The organism is Streptococcus mitis (assembly GCF_022137125.1).
GTDB lineage: Bacteria > Bacillota > Bacilli > Lactobacillales > Streptococcaceae > Streptococcus > Streptococcus mitis_CE.
In genome coordinates this window covers 347,710-366,116 of sequence record NZ_JAKNEQ010000001.1, presented here as the reverse complement: position 1 = coordinate 366,116, position 18,407 = coordinate 347,710, and the positions used below count along the sequence as shown (strand labels likewise).

At 40.2% G+C, this 18,407-nt stretch carries 17 protein-coding genes and 2 tRNA genes; 3 read left to right on the top strand and 16 right to left on the bottom strand.

Annotated elements, in window-relative coordinates; all coding sequences use genetic code 11:
• Positions 1 to 32 precede the first annotated feature (32 nt).
• Together L0P31_RS01825 and L0P31_RS01820 are read left to right on the top strand one after the other, a co-directional pair.
• Positions 33 to 1,010, top strand: a complete 978-nt coding sequence (locus L0P31_RS01825; protein WP_238095490.1) for a Gfo/Idh/MocA family protein — start codon at positions 33 to 35, stop codon at positions 1,008 to 1,010.
• Complete coding sequence (locus L0P31_RS01820; RefSeq protein WP_238095488.1) at positions 1,007 to 2,089, top strand: DEAD/DEAH box helicase; 1,083 nt, start codon at positions 1,007 to 1,009, stop codon at positions 2,087 to 2,089. Before L0P31_RS01825 ends, L0P31_RS01820 begins: the two co-directional genes overlap by 4 nt.
• A 151-nt stretch (positions 2,090 to 2,240) precedes the next feature.
• On the opposite strand, the gene tuf is transcribed toward L0P31_RS01820, so the two are convergent.
• Together tuf and L0P31_RS01810 are read right to left on the bottom strand one after the other, a co-directional pair.
• Positions 2,241 to 3,437 carry an elongation factor Tu gene (tuf, locus tag L0P31_RS01815; RefSeq protein WP_001040721.1) on the bottom strand — a complete coding sequence of 399 codons (1,197 nt, stop codon included), beginning with the start codon at positions 3,435 to 3,437 and terminating at the stop codon, positions 2,241 to 2,243.
• A gap of 206 nt (positions 3,438 to 3,643) precedes the next feature.
• Positions 3,644 to 4,753, bottom strand: a complete 1,110-nt coding sequence (locus L0P31_RS01810; protein ID WP_078228379.1) for an AI-2E family transporter — start codon at positions 4,751 to 4,753, stop codon at positions 3,644 to 3,646.
• 102 nt (positions 4,754 to 4,855) lie between these two features.
• Here L0P31_RS01810 and pbp3 point away from each other — a divergent pair, with 102 nt between their 5' ends.
• Positions 4,856 to 6,097, top strand: coding sequence for a D-alanyl-D-alanine carboxypeptidase PBP3 (pbp3, locus tag L0P31_RS01805; RefSeq protein ID WP_238095486.1), 1,242 nt, complete (start codon positions 4,856 to 4,858; stop codon positions 6,095 to 6,097).
• Positions 6,098 to 6,132: 35 nt separating this feature from the next.
• On the opposite strand, the gene L0P31_RS01800 is transcribed toward pbp3, so the two are convergent.
• The 14 genes from L0P31_RS01800 to L0P31_RS01735 all read right to left on the bottom strand — a co-directional run bounded on the left by L0P31_RS01800 (position 6,133) and on the right by L0P31_RS01735 (position 18,396).
• A complete protein-coding gene (locus tag L0P31_RS01800) occupies positions 6,133 to 6,702 on the bottom strand; it encodes a hypothetical protein (protein ID WP_238095484.1) in 570 nt (189 codons plus the stop codon).
• A gap of 18 nt (positions 6,703 to 6,720) precedes the next feature.
• Complete coding sequence (gene sufB, locus L0P31_RS01795; RefSeq protein WP_000797054.1) at positions 6,721 to 8,133, bottom strand: Fe-S cluster assembly protein SufB; 1,413 nt, start codon at positions 8,131 to 8,133, stop codon at positions 6,721 to 6,723.
• A 57-nt stretch (positions 8,134 to 8,190) separates the two neighbouring features.
• Positions 8,191 to 8,631, bottom strand: coding sequence for a Fe-S cluster assembly sulfur transfer protein SufU (gene sufU / locus L0P31_RS01790; RefSeq protein WP_049499854.1), 441 nt, complete (start codon positions 8,629 to 8,631; stop codon positions 8,191 to 8,193).
• Positions 8,618 to 9,844 (bottom strand): cysteine desulfurase, encoded by a 1,227-nt coding sequence (locus tag L0P31_RS01785; RefSeq protein WP_078238326.1) that lies wholly within the window; start codon positions 9,842 to 9,844, stop codon positions 8,618 to 8,620. Before L0P31_RS01785 ends, sufU begins: the two co-directional genes overlap by 14 nt.
• A gap of 10 nt (positions 9,845 to 9,854) precedes the next feature.
• On the bottom strand, positions 9,855 to 11,117 hold the full coding sequence (sufD, locus tag L0P31_RS01780; protein WP_238095482.1) for a Fe-S cluster assembly protein SufD: 1,263 nt from the start codon (positions 11,115 to 11,117) through the stop codon (positions 9,855 to 9,857).
• A gap of 27 nt (positions 11,118 to 11,144) precedes the next feature.
• On the bottom strand, positions 11,145 to 11,915 hold the full coding sequence (gene sufC, locus L0P31_RS01775; protein WP_000114489.1) for a Fe-S cluster assembly ATPase SufC: 771 nt from the start codon (positions 11,913 to 11,915) through the stop codon (positions 11,145 to 11,147).
• Between the two features lie 150 nt (positions 11,916 to 12,065).
• Positions 12,066 to 12,260: a DUF3272 domain-containing protein gene (locus L0P31_RS01770; RefSeq protein WP_001081602.1), complete on the bottom strand. Its 195-nt coding sequence runs from the start codon at positions 12,258 to 12,260 to the stop codon at positions 12,066 to 12,068.
• Positions 12,261 to 12,287: 27 nt separating this feature from the next.
• Positions 12,288 to 13,943, bottom strand: coding sequence for a DNA polymerase III subunit gamma/tau (gene dnaX / locus L0P31_RS01765; RefSeq protein WP_238095480.1), 1,656 nt, complete (start codon positions 13,941 to 13,943; stop codon positions 12,288 to 12,290).
• Positions 13,943 to 14,440 (bottom strand): GAF domain-containing protein, encoded by a 498-nt coding sequence (locus L0P31_RS01760; protein WP_238095478.1) that lies wholly within the window; start codon positions 14,438 to 14,440, stop codon positions 13,943 to 13,945. The genes dnaX and L0P31_RS01760 overlap by 1 nt, the downstream gene beginning before the upstream one ends.
• 85 nt (positions 14,441 to 14,525) lie before the next feature.
• Positions 14,526 to 15,728 (bottom strand): 30S ribosomal protein S1, encoded by a 1,203-nt coding sequence (gene rpsA, locus L0P31_RS01755; RefSeq protein WP_001001630.1) that lies wholly within the window; start codon positions 15,726 to 15,728, stop codon positions 14,526 to 14,528.
• A gap of 161 nt (positions 15,729 to 15,889) precedes the next feature.
• A tRNA-Gln gene (locus L0P31_RS01750) sits at positions 15,890 to 15,961 on the bottom strand.
• Between the two features lie 9 nt (positions 15,962 to 15,970).
• Positions 15,971 to 16,051 (bottom strand) — tRNA-Tyr (locus L0P31_RS01745).
• 49 nt (positions 16,052 to 16,100) lie between these two features.
• Positions 16,101 to 16,331 (bottom strand): DUF2969 domain-containing protein, encoded by a 231-nt coding sequence (locus L0P31_RS01740; RefSeq protein ID WP_000037113.1) that lies wholly within the window; start codon positions 16,329 to 16,331, stop codon positions 16,101 to 16,103.
• 97 nt (positions 16,332 to 16,428) lie between these two features.
• Complete coding sequence (locus L0P31_RS01735) at positions 16,429 to 18,396, bottom strand: peptide ABC transporter substrate-binding protein (RefSeq protein WP_000837410.1); 1,968 nt, start codon at positions 18,394 to 18,396, stop codon at positions 16,429 to 16,431.
• Between the last annotated feature and the right edge of the window lie 11 nt (positions 18,397 to 18,407).

The window sequence follows — 18,407 nt, the reverse complement described above, 5'->3', positions numbered from 1 at the left end:
AAGAAGGATTTGAAATTGGAAAAGGAGTAACTATGCTTAAATTAGGTGTCATCGGAACAGGGGCTATCAGCCACCACTTCATAGAAGCAGCCCATATCAGTGGAGAATACAAGCTGGTCGCAGTCTATTCTAGAAAACTAGAAACTGCGGCAACCTTTGCTTCTCGCTATCAGGGTATCCAACTCTTTGATCAGTTAGAAGACTTCTTCAAGAGCTCCTTTGATGTGGTCTATATTGCCAGTCCAAATTCCTTACATTTTGCTCAGGCAAAAGCTGCCTTGTCTGCAGGTAAACACGTCATTCTTGAAAAACCAGCTGTCACTCAGCCACAAGAATGGCTAGATTTGAGACATACAGCTGAGAAAAATCACTGTTTTATATTCGAAGCAGCTCGCAATTACCATGAAAAAGCTTTTATAACTATCAAAAACTTTTTAGCAGACAAGCAAATTTTAGGGGCAGATTTCAACTATGCCAAGTATTCTTCCAAAATGCCTAACTTGTTGGCTGGACAGATACCAAATGTCTTTTCAGATCGTTTTGCTGGTGGAGCGCTTATGGATTTGGGGATTTATCCTCTCTACGCTGCCGTTCGTCTCTTTGGAAAGGCTCAGGACGCAACCTATCAGGGGCAACAGCTTGACAATAGCATTGACCTAAATGGTGACGGAATCCTCTTCTACCCAGACTTTCAAGTTCACATCAAGGCTGGAAAAAACATCACTTCCAATCTCCCTTGCGAGATTTATACGACAGATGGTACCTTGACCCTCAACACCATCGAACATGTCAGCTCAGCTATTTTTACCGACCATCAAGGCAATCAAGTCCAACTCCCTATCCAACAGACTCCTCATACGATGACTGAGGAAGTCGCTGCATTTGCACACATGATCCAGCAACCAGATCTGAATCTCTACCAAATTTGGCTGGAAGATGCAAGTTCAGTTCATGAGCTACTATATACTATGCGCCAGACTGCTGGCATTAGATTTGAGGCAGAAAAATGAAAACCAAACTACCGACTGAATGGCAAGAACTGAGTGACCAACTCGATTTCCAAGAATTCACTCCCATTCAAACTCAACTATTTGAGTCCCTTCTTGCTGGAGAAAACCTCCTAGGAGTGAGCCCAACAGGAACTGGTAAGACCCTAGCTTACCTTCTACCAAGTCTTCTCAGACTACAAAAGAAAAAAACCCAACAACTCTTGATTCTAGCACCAAATACTGAGCTTGCTGGACAGATTTTTGATGTATGTAAAACGTGGGCTGAAGCTATCTGCTTAACTACCCAACTCTTCTTATCAGGTTCGAGTCAAAAACGTCAAATTGAACGACTCAAAAAAGGACCAGAAATTCTGATTGGAACCCCTGGCCGTATCTTTGAACTGATTAAATTGAAAAAAATCAAGATGATGAATGTGGAAACCATCATCCTGGATGAATTCGACCAATTACTAGATGATTCTCAGATACACTTTGTCGAGAAAATTACTCACTACGCACCTCGTGACCACCAACTTGTCTATATGAGTGCGACAACCAAGTTTGACCAAAAGAAGATTGCGCCTAACACACGTACCATTAATCTCTCTGATCAAAAACTGGACAACATCCAGCACTTCTACATGCAGGTAGAGCAACGTCACCGAGTGGATATGCTACGAAAACTGGCTCATGTAGAGGATTTCCGTGGTCTAGTCTTCTTTAACAGCCTATCAGACCTTGGAAGTGCAGAAGAAAAACTACAATATCGGGATATCCTGGCTGTTTCCCTCGCTAGTGATGTCAATGTCAAATTTAGAAAAGTCATCTTAGAAAAGTTTAAAGACAAGCAACTAACCCTACTTCTCGCAACAGACCTTCTGGCTCGTGGAATTGATATCGATAGCCTCGAATGTGTCGTAAACTTTGATGTTCCTAGAGATAGCGAAACCTACACTCACCGTGCTGGCCGTACAGGTCGCATGGGTAAAGAAGGCTATGTTATCACTCTCGTCACTCATCCAGAAGAAATCAAAAAACTCAAAAAGTTTGCAAGCGTACGTGAAATTGTCTTGAAAAACCAAGAACTCTATATCAGATAAAGCTCCGTTTGCTCTATGCCCATCAAGTGTATAGAGCTTTTTTGTGTACAATTCTTCAATTTTAGTTCAATATCAGAAAAAAAGAACCTTGCATAGCAAGATTCTTTTAGTGTCTGACTTAAATAATTGTTCTTCTGGGAACTAAATCGAATTAAGCTTCGATTTCTGTAACCATACCTGAACCAACAGTACGTCCACCCTCACGGATAGAGAATGTAGTACCTTGTTCTACGGCGATTGGGTGGATCAACTCAACGTCGATTGTCACGTTATCACCAGGCATTACCATTTCAGTACCTGCTGGAAGTTCGATTGAACCTGTAACGTCAGTAGTACGGAAGTAGAATTGTGGACGGTAGTTGTTGAAGAATGGAGTGTGACGTCCACCTTCTTCTTTAGTAAGGATGTAGACTTCACCTTTGAATTTAGTGTGTGGGTTGATTGAACCTGGTTTAGCGATAACTTGTCCACGTTCGATTTCATCACGTTGAACACCACGAAGAAGGACACCTACGTTATCTCCGGCAAGACCTTCGTCAAGTTGTTTACGGAACATTTCAACACCAGTAACAACTGCTTTTTGAGTTTCTTCTTTGATACCAACGATTTCGATTTCGTCGTTGACTTTAACGATACCACGGTCGATACGTCCTGAAGCAACTGTACCACGTCCAGTGATTGAGAATACGTCTTCGACTGGAAGAAGCAATGGTTTGTCAGTGTCACGTTCTGGTTCTGGGATGTACTCATCAACTGTGTTCATCAATTCCATAACGATATCTTCGTATTTAGTGTCACCTTCAAGGGCTTTAAGAGCTGAACCTTGGATAACTGGAAGATCGTCACCTGGGAAGTCGTATTCTGACAATAGGTCACGGATTTCCATTTCAACCAATTCAAGCAATTCTTCGTCGTCAACCAAGTCAACTTTGTTCATGAAGACGATAAGGTGTTTAACACCAACCTGACGTGAAAGAAGGATGTGCTCACGAGTTTGTGGCATTGGTCCGTCAGTTGAAGCTACTACAAGGATAGCTCCGTCCATTTGAGCGGCACCAGTGATCATGTTTTTAACGTAGTCCGCGTGTCCTGGAGCGTCGATGTGAGCGTAGTGACGTTTTTCAGTTTCGTACTCAACGTGCGCAGTGTTGATTGTGATACCGCGTTCGCGTTCTTCTGGAGCAGCATCGATAGACGCATAGTCTTTAGGTTGGTTAACAGCTGAAGGCAAGCGACGTGCCAAAACAGTTGTGATAGCTGCTGTCAAAGTAGTTTTACCGTGGTCAACGTGTCCGATAGTACCAATGTTAACGTGTGGTTTACTACGATCGTATTTTTCTTTTGCCATTTGAGTAAAAGCCTCCAATAAAATATATTTTATAGATAGACAGTAGGCAATACAGTCTAACTTTCCTTACTATTTTATCAAATTTCAGCTAAATTGCAAGTGTTTTACAAAGTTTTTGTGAATTATTCTTAATCTGCTAATCTAAACGGTAATTCTACTCCTATCACTTCTTTAATGAAAAAGAAAAATCAGGAATTTCCTGACTTTTACTTAGCTAATTCTCTTTCTCGTTCTTTCATTATTTTATGATTTTCATACAAGCGTGATAAAAACTTAGAAATTTCTTTTAAGATAGAATAGGTTGGTACTGCGACAATCATACCAATGACACCATAGATATTACTTGATAACAAAAGTAATACTAAAATCGTAATTGGATGAACCTTCATCACACCACCAACGATTCGAGGGTAAAGAATATTTCCATCCACTTGTTGAATAATCAGCATATAAACAACTGCAATCAGCATTCTATGAGGATCAGTAAAGACATTAGCGATAATCATCGGAATCAAACCAATACTTGGGCCTACATAAGGAATGAGATTGGCTAATCCTGAAAAGATAGCGAAGACCAAAGCGTATTTCAAACCGATTACGCTATATCCGATAAAGGCCAAACAACCAATAATAATCGCATCAATAGCAACTCCACTAATATATCGAGCAATTGTAGTATTCAAATTTTTTAAAAGACCTGTAATATGCAACTTGTCTCGCTTTAAAACAGTACGTTCAAGCATCGGCAAGAACTTGTGACCATCTAACAAAAAATAAATTAAAAATACAGGGGTCATGATAATAATCAAAACAGTACTAAAGAGCGCAGATAGGACACTTCCAACACTATTCGTTACACTATTTAGGATATTCTGTAGAATATCTACATAGGAGAGATTTAACTGTTGAATCGTCGCTTGAATATCTAAATTTTGAAAGGCTGGATAAGTAGATAAATCCACAATCAAATCTTGCAAACGACTATAAATTGTCTGACTTGTTGCAATCAAACTTGTCAGCTGATTAATCAAAATCGGTAAGAGATAGACTACCCCAATAACTAGCCCCCAAACCAAGGCGCACAAGGTTAGTAGAATACCAATGATACGGTTAATTTTGAAATACTTTTGTAAAAAATTTACAATAGGATTGGTCAAATAATATAAAAAACCACCTAAAAGAAAGGGAATCATTATAGTGTTTGCAACGCTTACAAAAGGTGTAATAATCGCTCCCATCTCTCTCCATAAATAAAAGATAATGGTTAATAGTAAAATCTCACTGGTCCAAAAAAATAATTTATTCTTACGAAACATGAGGTACCTCCATTCATCTATTTTACCACACTTTCAAAAAAGCTTCTTTCTTATATCATGAAACTGGGAATATTTTTTTCTTTATGATAGAATAAACTTACTATGAAAAAAATAATTTTAACTCTTTTAAGCCTTTCCGTTATTGGCTCAGCATCTACTGTTGCTGCTCAAGATTTTAATATTGCTGCTAAACATGCAATTGCCGTTGAGGCGAATACTGGTAAAATTCTCTATGAGAAAGATGCAACCCAGCCAGTTGAAATTGCTTCAATCACAAAGTTAATTACTGTTTATCTTGTCTATGAAGCCTTGGAAAATGGCAGTATTACACTATCAACTCCGGTAGATATTTCTGATTATCCTTACAAATTAACGACAAATTCTGAAGCGAGTAACGTTCCTATGGAGGCTCGTAATTATACTGTAGAAGAGTTGCTTGAGGCAACCCTAGTATCTAGCGCCAACAGCGCCGCTATTGCATTAGCTGAGAAAATTGCTGGCTCAGAAAAAGATTTCGTCGATATGATGCGCGCAAAACTCTTGGAATGGGGAATTCAGGATGCCACTGTTGTTAATACAACAGGTCTTAACAATGAGACTCTAGGGGATAACATTTACCCGGGCTCTAAAAAAGATGATGAAAATAAACTCAGTGCTTATGATGTCGCTATCGTTGCTCGCAATCTCATCAAAAAATACCCACAAGTCTTGGAAATCACGAAAAAACCTTCTTCTACTTTTGCTGGAATGACAATCACTTCTACCAACTACATGTTAGAGGGTATGCCTGCTTATCGCGGTGGTTTTGATGGCCTTAAGACAGGAACAACAGACAAAGCTGGAGAATCTTTTGTTGGTACTACTGTCGAAAAAGGGATGAGGGTCATCACAGTTGTTTTGAATGCAGATCATCAAGACAATAATCCTTATGCTCGCTTCACAGCTACATCTTCACTAATGGATTATATCTCTTCTACATTCACACTTCGCAAAATCGTTCAGAAAGGTGATGCCTATCAAGATAGTAAAGCCCCTGTACAAGATGGAAAAGAAGATACAGTCACTGCCGTTGCCAAAGATGATATCTCTCTAATTGAACGTGTTGGGGGACAATCGTCCCAAACAATTCAATTCACACCTGATTCTAAGGCAATTCCAGCACCACTTGAAGCCGGAACTGTGGTTGGACATTTGACTTATGAAGACAATGATTTGATTGGTCAAGGTTACATCACTACAGAACGTCCTAGTTTTGAAATGGTAGCAGAAAAGAAAGTTGAAAAAGCCTTCTTCTTAAAAGTTTGGTGGAATCAGTTTATCCGCTTCATCAACGAAAAATTATAAAAAATCGCGATTTTAAACCGCGATTTTTTTGTTTTTTAAATTTCATAATACGGAAACGGACGGTCACTATCTAAAGGACGATTTGGAATTTCTTGTTTCAAAATAGCATGCCAACCAGATACCAATTCTTCAAAAGTCAATTGTGCTTCTGGATAAGCTGTTGTGAGCTTCCGACCAAACCAAGCCATGGTTGCAGTTTCAAACTGAAGCATAGCGTATTCAATGACTGGAACCTTCGCTTTTTCGTAATTCTCATTTACTGCTCGAGCTACCTCTTGCGCTTGAGGAAGTAATTGATTACTAATCTTAGCGACAATACTGTCATCCATCTCTTTCCACGAAAGGAGCTGACCGTTTACTTGATAAAAGAGATCAAAGGTTTCTTGATTTTCCTTGAAATTAGCAAGAACAAAAGCACGGTCTACTGACTCGGGACCACCAACAGCTTTTACAGCGTTTATCAAGAGAAGCTCTTCCGTTTGTCTCCAATAATCATCTGCTTCTTCAGATAAATCATTTGTAAATGGTGGAACAATTTCCTCGACAGGAATTTCACCTTTATTCGCTTTTTCAACATTACCAAATAATTTTTTTAAGAATCCCATTTGCTTTTCCGTTTTCTTTTACCCAACTGATCCTTCCATTTCGTAGCTAATCAAGCGGTTCAGCTCAACAGCATACTCCATTGGAAGTTCTTTTGTAAAGGGTTCTACAAATCCCATAACAATCATTTCTGTCGCTTCTGATTCTGACAATCCACGGCTCATGAGGTAATAGAGTTGCTCTTCTGAAATCTTAGATACCTTAGCTTCGTGTTCCAAAGCGACTTGTGAGTTGTGAATTTCATTAAACGGAATGGTATCTGATGCTGACAAGTCATCCATAATAATGGTATCACACTCGATGTGAGAGACAGATTTTTTAGAGTTTTTATTAAAGGTTACTTGTCCACGATAGTCAACCTTTCCTCCACCTTTAGCGATGGATTTAGACACGATAGACGAGCTTGTATGTGGAGCGTTGTGGATCATCTTAGCTCCAGTATCCTGATGTTGCCCTGCATTAGCAAAGGCAATAGAAAGCATAGTACCACGCGCCCCTTCTCCATCAAGGTAAACAGATGGGTATTTCATGGTTGTTTTGGCACCCAAGTTACCATCAATCCACTCAACAGTGGCATCCTTTTGAGCCTTAGCACGTTTCGTTACCAAGTTATAGACGTTATCAGACCAGTTCTGGATGGTTGTATAACGCATATAAGCACCATCTAAGGCAAAGATTTCTACGATGGCAGCATGCAAGCTGTTACTTGAATAAGTTGGCGCTGTACATCCTTCTACATAATGAACACTTGCTCCCTCATCAACGATAATCAAGGTACGTTCAAACTGACCAGTATTTTCGTTGTTGATACGGAAGTAAGTTTGAAGTGGAATATCCACTTTGACCCCTTTTGGTACGTAGATAAAGGTTCCACCTGACCATACTGCTGAGTTAAGAGCTGCCAACTTGTTATCAGTCGGCGGTACCAACTTAGCAAAGTATTGTTTAAACAAGTCTGGGTATTCCTTGAGGGCAGAATCCGTATCTGTAAAGATAATACCCAATTTCTGGAACTCTTCCTTCATGTTGTGGTAAACCACTTCTGACTCGTACTGGGCAGAGGCTCCTGCTAGATAAGCACGTTCAGCTTCTGGAATCCCGATTCGTTCAAAGGTTTCTTTGATTTTTTCAGGAACTTCGTCCCATGAACGGGCTGGTTTATCAGATGGTTTTTGGTAGTAGATCAAGTCATCAAAATCAATCTCTGACAAGTCTGCTCCCCAAGTTTGCATGGGCATTTTCTTGAAGGTTTCATAAGACTTCAAACGGAATTCTAGCATCCACTCAGGTTCTCCCTTAGCAGCTGATAGTTCACGAATGACATCTTCATTCAATCCTTTTCCTGTCGATAGGACAGGCTCTACATCATCATGGAAACCAAATTTATATTCACCAAGGTCAATTGGTTTTGGTTCTACTCTTTCTTCAGCCATAATATCCTTTCTTTCATTCTTTATTTCTACTGATTCATAAGACAAAAGAAACTTGTCTTACTGATTTTTTTGATTTTCAATTGTTTTCTTCAGGGCGTTCCAAGCTAGGGTTGCACACTTGATTCGTTGAGGGAATTTAGCAACTCCTGACAAGAAGGCTGCATCGCCAAGTTGGTCTTGGCGTTCATCTTTTTGCCCTTGAACCATTTCAGAAAAAATAGTCGCAAGTTCTAAGATTTCTTGTTTGGTTTTTCCTAAAACTGCGTCCGTCATCATACTAGCAGATGCTGTAGAGATGGTGCAACCTGAGTTTAGAAAAGCGATATCTTCCAAACGATCCTCTGCATCAAACTTGACAGAGAGATTGATAACATCCCCACAAGTCGGATTGTTGAGACTGATTTGTTCAGCGTCTTCTAACTTCCCTTGGTGATGTGGATTTTTCGAATGGTCCGCTACCACTGCCATATAAAGGCTATCTAGTTTAGAAAGTGCCATTGAAAAACTCCTTTGTCTTTTGTAAGGCATCGACTAGTTTATCGCAATCTGCCTTGGTATTGTAGATATAAAAACTTGCACGAGCTGTTGCTGGGACATCCAAATACTGAAGCAAGGGTTGCGCACAGTGGTGACCTGCACGAACAGCTACTCCTTCATAATCCAAAGCTGTTGCAAGGTCGTGAGGATGGAGATCGCCTAGATTAAAGGCAATCACACCTGAACGTTGAGCCAAGTCCTGTGAACCATAAATGGTCAGTCCTTCAATCGCCTGCAACTTTGGAAAGACATATGCAATCAATTCTTGTTCATGAGCTTCAATCGCATCCATACCAATCTTTTCAAGATAATCTACTGCCGCAGCAAGTCCAATTGCACCTGCCATATTTGGTGTTCCAGCCTCAAATTTCCAAGGCAATTCCTTCCAGCTAGCAGATTGCTCATAGACGAAATCAATCATTTCACCGCCAAATTCTACTGGTGACATTTGTTCCAGATACTTTTCTTTACCGTAAAGAACACCGATACCAGTTGGACCCGCCATCTTGTGACCTGAAAAGGCAAAGAAGTCCACATCCAAGTCCTGGACATCGATCTTCATATGAGGAGTAGATTGAGCACCATCCACCACCATGATGGCTCCAACTTGGTGGGCCATTTGCGTGATTTCTTTAATCGGATTGACTACACCAAGAACATTTGAGGCGTGAGCTAGCGAAACAAACTTGACCTTGTCAGTCAATTTAGCTCGCAAATCATCCATATCCAGAGCTCCATCCTTGAGATAGACATAGACAAGCTCTGCCCCAGTCTTACGGCAGGCTTCCTGCCAAGGAATGATGTTGGAATGGTGTTCCATGACAGAAATCAAAACCTGGTCTCCCTCAGTCAAGACTTCCTCTGCAAAGCGCACCACCCAGTTCAGACTGGTTGTCGTTCCTCTAGTAAAGAGAACTTCCTTTGTAGACCCTGCATTGATAAACTTACGAATGGTTTCACGAGCCGCCTCATAGGAAGCTGTCGCCCGCTCCGCCAAGGTATGAACCCCACGATGAACATTGGCATTGTCGTTCTCATAGTAGCGGTTAATCGTCTCCAGAACTGCTAGTGGTTTTTGTGTCGTCGCAGCATTGTCCAAATAAACCAATGGTTCATCATTAACAATCTGGTCTAAAATTGGAAAATCCTTGCGAATCGCTTCTACATCTAACATAGGCTACCCCTTAGCGTTTTGACAATTTTTCTTCGATAGTTGCAATCATTTCATCACGAACTTCCTTGACTGGAATCTCCACGATAACAGATCCAAGGAAACCACGGACAACCAAGCGTTCTGCAGTTGCCTTATCCAAGCCACGGCTCATGAGGTAATACATATCTTCTGGATCTACCTGACCGATAGAAGCCGCGTGTCCTGCAGTAACGTCATTTTCATCAATCAAAAGGATTGGATTGGCATCTGAACGCGCTTGGTCTGAAAGCATAAGAACACGGCTCTCTTGTTGCGCATCTGCTCCCTTGGCACCCTTGATAATGTGGCCAATACCATTAAAGGTCAAGGTTGCTTTTTCAAGAATAACCCCATGTTGTAGGATATTTCCGATTGAGTTGCAACCATAGTTGGTTACACGAGTATCAATTCCTTGCACTTGACGGCCACTTGAAAGAGCTACGACTTTAAGGTCAGCATGGCTACCATTTCCAATCAAGTCGCTATCAAAGTCCGCAACGACGTTCCCTTCGTTCATGACACCGATTGCCCAGTCAATGCTTGCATCGTTACCTAATTTACCACGACGGCTAATGTAAGCAGTGACGTTTTCACCTAGACGGTCAATCGCAGCAAACTTAACTTGCGCACCAGAACGTGCAATCACTTCAACTGTGATATTTGCAGTTGCCTTAGCACTACCTCCACCACGTGACTCTAAACGCTCCAGATAACTAATCTTACTGTTCTTACCAGCGATAATCATAATATGCTTGTTAAACGGCACATCACTATCGCTGTCTTGATAGAAAATTCCTTCGATTGGTTCTTTAATCTCAACGTTATCAGGAATATAGAGAACAGCACCACTATTGAAATAAGCTGTATGGTAGGCTGCCAACTTGTCATCGTCATACTTAACAGATGACATGAAGAATTCTTCGATCAGCTCTGGAATTTCTTCTAAAGCTGAATGGAAATCTGTGAAGACAACACCCTGTTCAGCTAACTCAACTGGAGTTTGCTCAAAAACAGTTTGAGTTCCTACTTGCACCAACTTCAAGTGATTATCTAGTGCAGTGAAATCTGGAACATTTGCTGATGGCTCACTTTCTGTAATCGTTCCATCACCAAGATTCCAACGGTGGAATTTCACACGCTCAATAACTGGTAATTCTAGGCTCTCAATCTTATCAAAAGCTTTTTGACGGAGGTCAGCCAACCAGCTTGGTTCAGCGTGCATTTCTGAAAAAAGTTTAATATTTTCTTTAGTCATTTACTTCTCCTAAAAGATACGAGGGAATTACAATTCTTCCTTGTAGTCGTAGCCAAGTTCTTCAGCTAGTTTTGCGTATCCTTCACGTTCCAAACGTGCAGCCAATTCTGGACCACCTGAAAGGACAACACGCCCTTCCATCATCACGTGTACCACGTCTGGTGTGATGTAGTTCAAAAGACGTTGGTAGTGAGTGATAATCATAGCACCAAAGCCTTCACCACGCATGGCATTAACACCCTTAGAAACAACTTTAAGAGCGTCAATATCAAGACCAGAGTCAATCTCATCCAAAAGGGCAAATGTTGGCTCCAACATCAAAAGTTGAAGAATCTCATTACGTTTTTTCTCACCACCAGAGAAACCTTCGTTGAGGTAACGCTCAGCCATTTCTTCTTTCATGTTGAGCAATTCCATCTTCTCGTCGAGTTTAGTGATAAACTCACGAACTGAAATCTTCTCATCGTCTTCTTTACCAGCATTCATAGCTGCACGAAGAAACTCAGCATTGGTAATTCCAGGAATTTCTGATGGGTATTGCATAGCAAGGAAAAGTCCCATACGCGCACGCTCGTCCACTTCCAACTCAAGGATGTTTACGCCATCAAACAAGACTTCACCTTTGGTAACTTCATAGTTTGGATTTCCCATGATAGCGGCAGAAAGAGTCGATTTACCAGTACCATTTGGTCCCATGATAGCGGCGATTTCTCCTGTTTTCAGGGTCAGGTTAACCCCTTTTAAAATTTCTTTTCCTTCAATCTCAACGTGAAGATCTTTGATCTCTAATACTGACATGATAGTTCCTTTCTTTTTCAAGGCCTTTACAGTGCTTACTGGAAACATACTTGATTTCCCTAGAAAATACGGTAAAAGGTCAATAAATATACTTTTATAGTATAACAAAAAAAAGCCTAAAAGGCTTTGATTTTGTCTAGAAGCTGAGGACTAGTCTTTTCCTTTTAAATGCTGGTCAATGACATCTACAATCTTGCCCATCAAGTAACTAACTCGGAAATTTCTAAAGAGCAAAATAGCCCAAAAGGCTGCCATAATATAGCGACCAGTCATCCAGGCTTCATTGAAAAAATAGGTCTCAGCAGCTGTAAACAGTGCGATGATAATAAATTGTTGTCTATTCATAAACTTATTGTATCATGAAATCTTTCTTTAGTCTTCCTCTACCTTTACTTTATCAGCCAAAAATTCAAATCCTTCCGGAATCAGACTTTCTTCTGCTTCTTTTTCAGTTTGAGAAGATTTGGCTTTGGCTGAAAAGGCTGCGCGAACTTCTTTCCATTCCTCCATGGAAATAGCTAAAATCTCGGGTGAAAAACCTGCTGCCTGACTGAGGATGTTGCCAAACATGGTGTTGAGATTGTCCCGTTTCATGGTTTGACCAGCATTGAAGTTAGATTCAAAAGCAAGAATAGCATGGTGTTCATTGGCTGCAACCGGTTGAGAACCAACTAGCAGAGCCTTATCAGGACCTCCAAGACTTTCAATCACCTCTCCCCAAGCATTCTGCAAGCGAATCAGATTTTGACGTGCTAAATCAGGATTTTCGACAGCCTCTTGTAAGATAGATTGAACTTTATTGCGATCCACACGATAGACTGTTTTGCCTGCTGTTGGACGACTAGGAGCTGGATTTGTTGGCTTAGATACAGTTCCTACATTTGCCAGTTCATGTTTGAGACGGGCAACTTCCTGTCTCAGTGCAGAAATTTCACTTTCAACTGCCCCAGAAAGAGCTGCTTCAGGCTTAATCTCTGCCAAACGGATAGTCATCATCTCAGCATAAATCTTGGGCTGCAAACTAGACTTAATATCTGCTAAACTGACTGTCGCCAAACGAATCATTTCAAACAGATTTTCTTGAGGAAGTGTCAAATTTTCTACAAAGACTGGACTATGATGAGTGTTTTCTCCCCCTGTTTGAACAATTAACAAGTCTCTTAAATAGTGTAAAAGGTCGGTCACAAAACGAGTCATGCTCTTACCATTGTCAAAAAGAAGATTCAAGCAAGACAAAGCCTTGGGAACATCCTGTTGAGACAAGGCGGCCACATAATCATCCAAGGCTGATAGGCTAATGGTTCCTGTAATTTCTTCAGAGATGGCGGTCGTCAACTCATTTCCCTGTGTCAAACTTAGGGCTTGATCCAAAATAGACAAGGCGTCCCGCATCCCACCTTCAGCTCGTCTAGCAATGATTTCCACAGCCTCTGGTTCAGAACTGATATTTTCTTTTTCTAAGATATAGTGGATATGTTCCTTAATATCCTGTGTCTTAATTGATTTAAACTCAAAACGTTGGACACGGGATAGAATAGTGGCAGGAATCTTGTGCAATTCAGTAGTAGCTAAAATAAAGACCACATTCTGTGTTGGCTCTTCCAGCGTCTTTAGAAGAGCATTAAAAGCCCCTGTAGACAACATGTGAACCTCGTCTATGATATAGACCTTGTAGCGGGCAAGGCTAGGGGCGTAGGTTGATTTATCACGGATTTCACGAATTTCATCAACCCCATTATTAGAGGCTGCATCCATTTCAATGACATCTTCTAAACTACCGTCCGTCACTGCTTGACAAATATAACAGTTATTACATGGTTCACCACCCACTTGATTAGGACAGTTCATAGCCTTGGCAAATATCTTAGCCACACTGGTTTTTCCCGTTCCACGAGGACCAGAAAAAAGATAAGCATGACTTATTTTCTCTTGCTCCACCGCTTGTTTAAGAGTCTTAGCCACAACTTCTTGACCAACCAACTGAGAGAAGTTTTGACTTCTATATTTTCGATAAAGTGCTTGATACATTAGGCTTTCTCCCCAAACATTGTAAAGTCCCATTCTGTCTTTTCAAGCAAAATAGCGACAAATTGTTCCAAATAATCTCGATCCATAGCATCATAATCATCAATCTCTGAAGAATCCAGATCCAGAACCCCAAGTAATTGACCATTCTTTACCATCGGCACAACAATTTCACTTTTAGCACGACTATCACAAGAAATATAGTTGGGATAAGTTGTTACATCTCCAACCAGAACAGTTTCCTGAAAATGAGCTGCCTCCCCACAAACACCCTTTCCCAGTGCAATACGGATGCAGGAAACACCACCTTGGAAGGGACCTAAAACCAATTCTTTTCCATCGAACAGATAAAAGCCTGCAAATACGGTATTAGGAAAGCGTGATTTTAAAAGAGCACTGGCGTTGGAAAGATTAGCCAAAACATTGATTTCGCCTTCCAATAAAAAAGAGAGCTCCTCATTTAAGATTTGATAACGTGATTGTTTTTCTGATTCTAACATAGAACTATTATATCAAAAAAGACTTACAGACAAAAGAAAAATCCCTTGTTTAGAAAACAAAGGATTTTGTGAATTTTCAATTTGATTAAAGTTCGATGTCACCGAACAAGTCAGCCATTGAGAATCCTGTTTGTGTTTCTGGAAGTTCGAAATCACGTTTTTCTTGACGTTTTGGACGACGTGGACGAGCAGCACGTTTTTCTTCTTTTTGTCCTTCTTCTTGAGCTGGACGCTCTTCAAGAGCTTTGATAGAAAGTGATACGCGCTCTGCATCTGCGTTAACTTCAAGAACTTTAACTTTAACTTCTTGACCAACTTTAAGAGCTTCTTTTGGATTTTCAATACGTTTGTGTGAAATTTGTGATACGTGAACAAGTCCATCGATACCTGGCAATACTTCAACAAATGCACCGAAGTCAGTCAAACGTTTAACTGTTCCTTCTACTACATCACCTTTAGCCAATTTTTGCTCAACGCCATCCCATGGTCCAGGTGTTGTTGCTTTAAGTGAAAGTGATACACGTCCTTCTTCTTCGTTAAGATCAAGGATTTTCACTTCAATTTCTTCACCAACAGTTACAACTGATTTTGGTGATACGTTACGTTCATGTGACAATTCAGTCAAGTGAACCAATCCGTCAACACCACCAAGGTCGATGAAAGCACCGAAGCTTGTGATACGTGCAACTTTACCAGTTACTACATCACCAACAGCCAATTTACCGAATACTTCAGCGCGAGCTGCTGCTGTAGCTGCTTCAACAACTTCACGACGTGAAAGGATGAAGCGGTTTTCTTTAGCGTCAACTTCTTTGATTTTAGCATCAAATTCTTGACCTACAAAACGCTCAGTGTTACGTACGAAACGAGTATCCAACATTGAAGCTGGGATAAATCCACGAACACCTTCAAATTCTACTGAAAGTCCACCTTTAACGGCACGAGTTCCTTTAACAGTAACAACTTCTTCTTCGCGACCAACAAGTTTGTCCCATGCTTTGCGAGCTTCAAGGCGTTTTTTAGATACAAGGTATGTAACTGTATCAGTATCTTTACCAACTACTTGACGAAGTACAAGAACATCCAATACTTCTCCTACTTTAACAAAGTCATTGATATCTGCATCGCGATCGTTTGTCAATTCGCGAAGAGTCAAGACACCTTCAACACCAGTTCCAGAGATTGCAACGTTAGCTTGAGTCGCATCAACTGTCAATACTTCAGCACTAACAACATCACCAGTCTCAACTTGGCTAACGCTATTTAGCAAATCTTCAAATTCGTTCATCTAAAAAATCCTCCAACAATCAAGTTTTTCTTAAACTTGACATACTTATAATTTTTTTCCTAAGCACCCGCAAGGACATGTTCATATCGTTCACGTCTTTCAATTATAAAAATAAAATACCCTAAGATATTTTGCTTTTTATCTTGATCATTACCTAAGAACTGGGGTAGCTGGATTCGAACCAACGCATGAGGGAGTCAAAGTCCCTTGCCTTACCGCTTGGCTATACCCCATTGATGAAATGGAGAGAGAGGGATTCGAACCCCCGAACCCGAAGGAGCGGATTTACAGTCCGCCGCGTTTAGCCTCTTCGCTATCTCTCCTACAATCAACATGGACTATTATATCATGAAAATTTCAAAAAAACAAGACTTATTTTGCTAAATTATAATTTTCAATCAAAATTTCCACAGCTTTTTCCAATTTTTTATAAAAACTATCGACGTTTCCATTCTTTATGATGGCAAATTGTCCGTCTAATTCGGCAATTTCTCCGATAACTTTTTTACCAATTGTCAATGTATAGCCTTCAAAACTGTCTTTTCCTACATTAACCTTGGCATCTGCTACTTGAATTTCAATTTTTTTATCTTTCTTACTCATTTCATACCTCTCTTCACTTTTTCTATTTTACAAGAAAATCCCAAAACTAGCAAGAAAAAACTCTATATCGGGCTTGTCCGATATAGAGTTTTCCGCATTATTTAATGTGTTTTTCTAGTTCTTTTTGGTACTTACCATTTGATTCCAATTTTTCTTTTTGCCATTTTTTCAGTGCTTCTTCATATTCTTTTGTTGTAACAATATCTTTTTGCAATTTCATTCCTTTAAAAATATATGGGTCACCCTTAATACCAACTTGTGAGTATGGTTTTGAGAATGGCACGACATTACTTACAACTGGAGAACCACCAGATGAGGCTGTTGGCATCAATAATGAACTATCTGTCAACCAAGCTTGAGCCTTGGCATATTTTTCATAGCGTTCTTCAAGATTTGTAGTTTCTGAATCTGCATCATCCAATAATTTCTTATATTGGTCCAAACCAAGTTTAGCTACAACATCCTTATCTTTCCCTTTAGTAATACCAAGGTGTTTCATAGCAGAACCTGATTTAGGATCCATGATATTCAAGTAAGATGCTGGGTCTTGATAGCTTGGAGCCCATCCTGTACTGTTCAAATCATAATCTTTTTGAGAAGGAACACGCGCTTGAGAAGTGATTGTTTCCTTTTCATTATCTGTCATTTGAAGAACGTCGATAACAACATTTTCAGCACCAAGAGTTGATTCAATAGACTGTTTGAAAGAGTTGCTTTGTTGAACAGCGATGGTATCTGTTTGTTCAACTGGGACATCCAAGTGAATTGGGAATGTTACCCCTTTAGATTCCAAGTCTTTCTTAGCTTTTTCGAAAGCAGCTTTAGCCTTGTCAGGATTGTAGATAGAATCCTTACCGTCAACTAGCTCAACATCTTTCCATTGGTCACCATAGTTCACCAACTCTGCTTGAGCGATTTGACCAAAGTTTTTACCACCTGCTTGTACAAAGTTGTCAGGAACGAGGCTGTTACGAATAATCTTGTCCGCACCGTCTTCACCATTTAGCTGGGCAGCATAAGAATGGCGGTTGAAGGCAAAGTTGATAGCCTGACGGAAGTCCTTATTAAGCATAGCTTCTTTAGTAGAAGTCTTTTGCTCTTCACTTGTTTTCGCAGTTTTATTATATGATTGACGATTTACGTTAAAGGTGAAGTAATAACTACTTGAGTCTTGTGGGCTATAAGTGATTTTATCTCCGTATTGTTCCAAAGTTGAAGCAAAGTTTGAGCTACTTGGGAAGAGACGGGCTGTCGTATAGGCACCTGAAGAGAAGCTACGAATCAACGATTCCTGATCAGAACCATCGTAGTAAGTCAATTTGACCTTTTCAATTTTTACCTTTTCTTTATCCCAGTAATTTGGGTTTTTCTCGTATTCGATCAACGATTTAGAAGTCAAGGTCTTCAAGATATAAGGACCATTGTAAAGAATCCCTGCTGGAGTAACTGCTCCATAATCTTTACCTGATGCCTTCAAAAACTCTTCATTTACAGGCAACATCGTTGCTGTGGTGACTTTAGAGTTCCAGAAGCTTTCTGGTTTGTTTAGGGTATATTCAACTGTATAATCGTCCAAGGCCTTAACACCAACTGTAGAGAAATCATTGGTCTCACCAGTCATGTAGGCATCCAAGCCCTTGATTGAATTTTGGATGAGAGAGACACCGTCTGACTTACCGTCAGCTACGTGTTTTAGTCCTGTCACAAAGTCATGGGCTGTTACTTCTGCATATTCTTCACCTTCAGAAGTGTACCATTTAACTCCTTTACGAAGTTTGTAGGTATAAGTCAAACCATCTTTTGACACAGACCAATCTTCAGCCAAGGAAGGAATAACATTTCCGTATTGGTCATTTTCCATCAAACCATCAACCACGTTCCCGATGACATCTGTTGTAGATGTACGAGTCGCTATACTATAGTCCAAAGATGCTGGATCTACTGCATAGACATATGAAAATGTTGTCGGTGCATCTGCTTCTTTATCAGCTTTTCCACAAGCTACTAAAAGAGCTGTTGTGCTCAGGACCACTCCTGCTGTTAAGAGCCACTTTTTCGATTTCATAAAAAATCTCC

What these genes read in the sequence shown, in the direction of transcription:
- sufU (WP_049499854.1), bottom strand. Translation starts at nt 8,631, where the DNA reads ATGGCACTTTCTAAACTAGATAGCCTTTATATGGCAGTGGTAGCGGAC.
- sufB (WP_000797054.1), bottom strand. Translation starts at nt 8,133, where the DNA reads ATGGCTGAAGAAAGAGTAGAACCAAAACCAATTGACCTTGGTGAATAT.
- pbp3 (WP_238095486.1), top strand. Translation starts at nt 4,856, where the DNA reads ATGAAAAAAATAATTTTAACTCTTTTAAGCCTTTCCGTTATTGGCTCA.
- L0P31_RS01810 (WP_078228379.1), bottom strand. Translation starts at nt 4,753, where the DNA reads ATGTTTCGTAAGAATAAATTATTTTTTTGGACCAGTGAGATTTTACTA.
- L0P31_RS01740 (WP_000037113.1), bottom strand. Translation starts at nt 16,331, where the DNA reads ATGAGTAAGAAAGATAAAAAAATTGAAATTCAAGTAGCAGATGCCAAG.
- rpsA (WP_001001630.1), bottom strand. Translation starts at nt 15,728, where the DNA reads ATGAACGAATTTGAAGATTTGCTAAATAGCGTTAGCCAAGTTGAGACT.
- L0P31_RS01785 (WP_078238326.1), bottom strand. Translation starts at nt 9,844, where the DNA reads ATGTTAGATGTAGAAGCGATTCGCAAGGATTTTCCAATTTTAGACCAG.
- sufD (WP_238095482.1), bottom strand. Translation starts at nt 11,117, where the DNA reads ATGACTAAAGAAAATATTAAACTTTTTTCAGAAATGCACGCTGAACCA.
- L0P31_RS01770 (WP_001081602.1), bottom strand. Translation starts at nt 12,260, where the DNA reads ATGAATAGACAACAATTTATTATCATCGCACTGTTTACAGCTGCTGAG.
- L0P31_RS01820 (WP_238095488.1), top strand. Translation starts at nt 1,007, where the DNA reads ATGAAAACCAAACTACCGACTGAATGGCAAGAACTGAGTGACCAACTC.
- L0P31_RS01825 (WP_238095490.1), top strand. Translation starts at nt 33, where the DNA reads ATGCTTAAATTAGGTGTCATCGGAACAGGGGCTATCAGCCACCACTTC.
- L0P31_RS01760 (WP_238095478.1), bottom strand. Translation starts at nt 14,440, where the DNA reads ATGTTAGAATCAGAAAAACAATCACGTTATCAAATCTTAAATGAGGAG.
- L0P31_RS01735 (WP_000837410.1), bottom strand. Translation starts at nt 18,396, where the DNA reads ATGAAATCGAAAAAGTGGCTCTTAACAGCAGGAGTGGTCCTGAGCACA.
- L0P31_RS01800 (WP_238095484.1), bottom strand. Translation starts at nt 6,702, where the DNA reads ATGGGATTCTTAAAAAAATTATTTGGTAATGTTGAAAAAGCGAATAAA.
- sufC (WP_000114489.1), bottom strand. Translation starts at nt 11,915, where the DNA reads ATGTCAGTATTAGAGATCAAAGATCTTCACGTTGAGATTGAAGGAAAA.
- dnaX (WP_238095480.1), bottom strand. Translation starts at nt 13,943, where the DNA reads ATGTATCAAGCACTTTATCGAAAATATAGAAGTCAAAACTTCTCTCAG.
- tuf (WP_001040721.1), bottom strand. Translation starts at nt 3,437, where the DNA reads ATGGCAAAAGAAAAATACGATCGTAGTAAACCACACGTTAACATTGGT.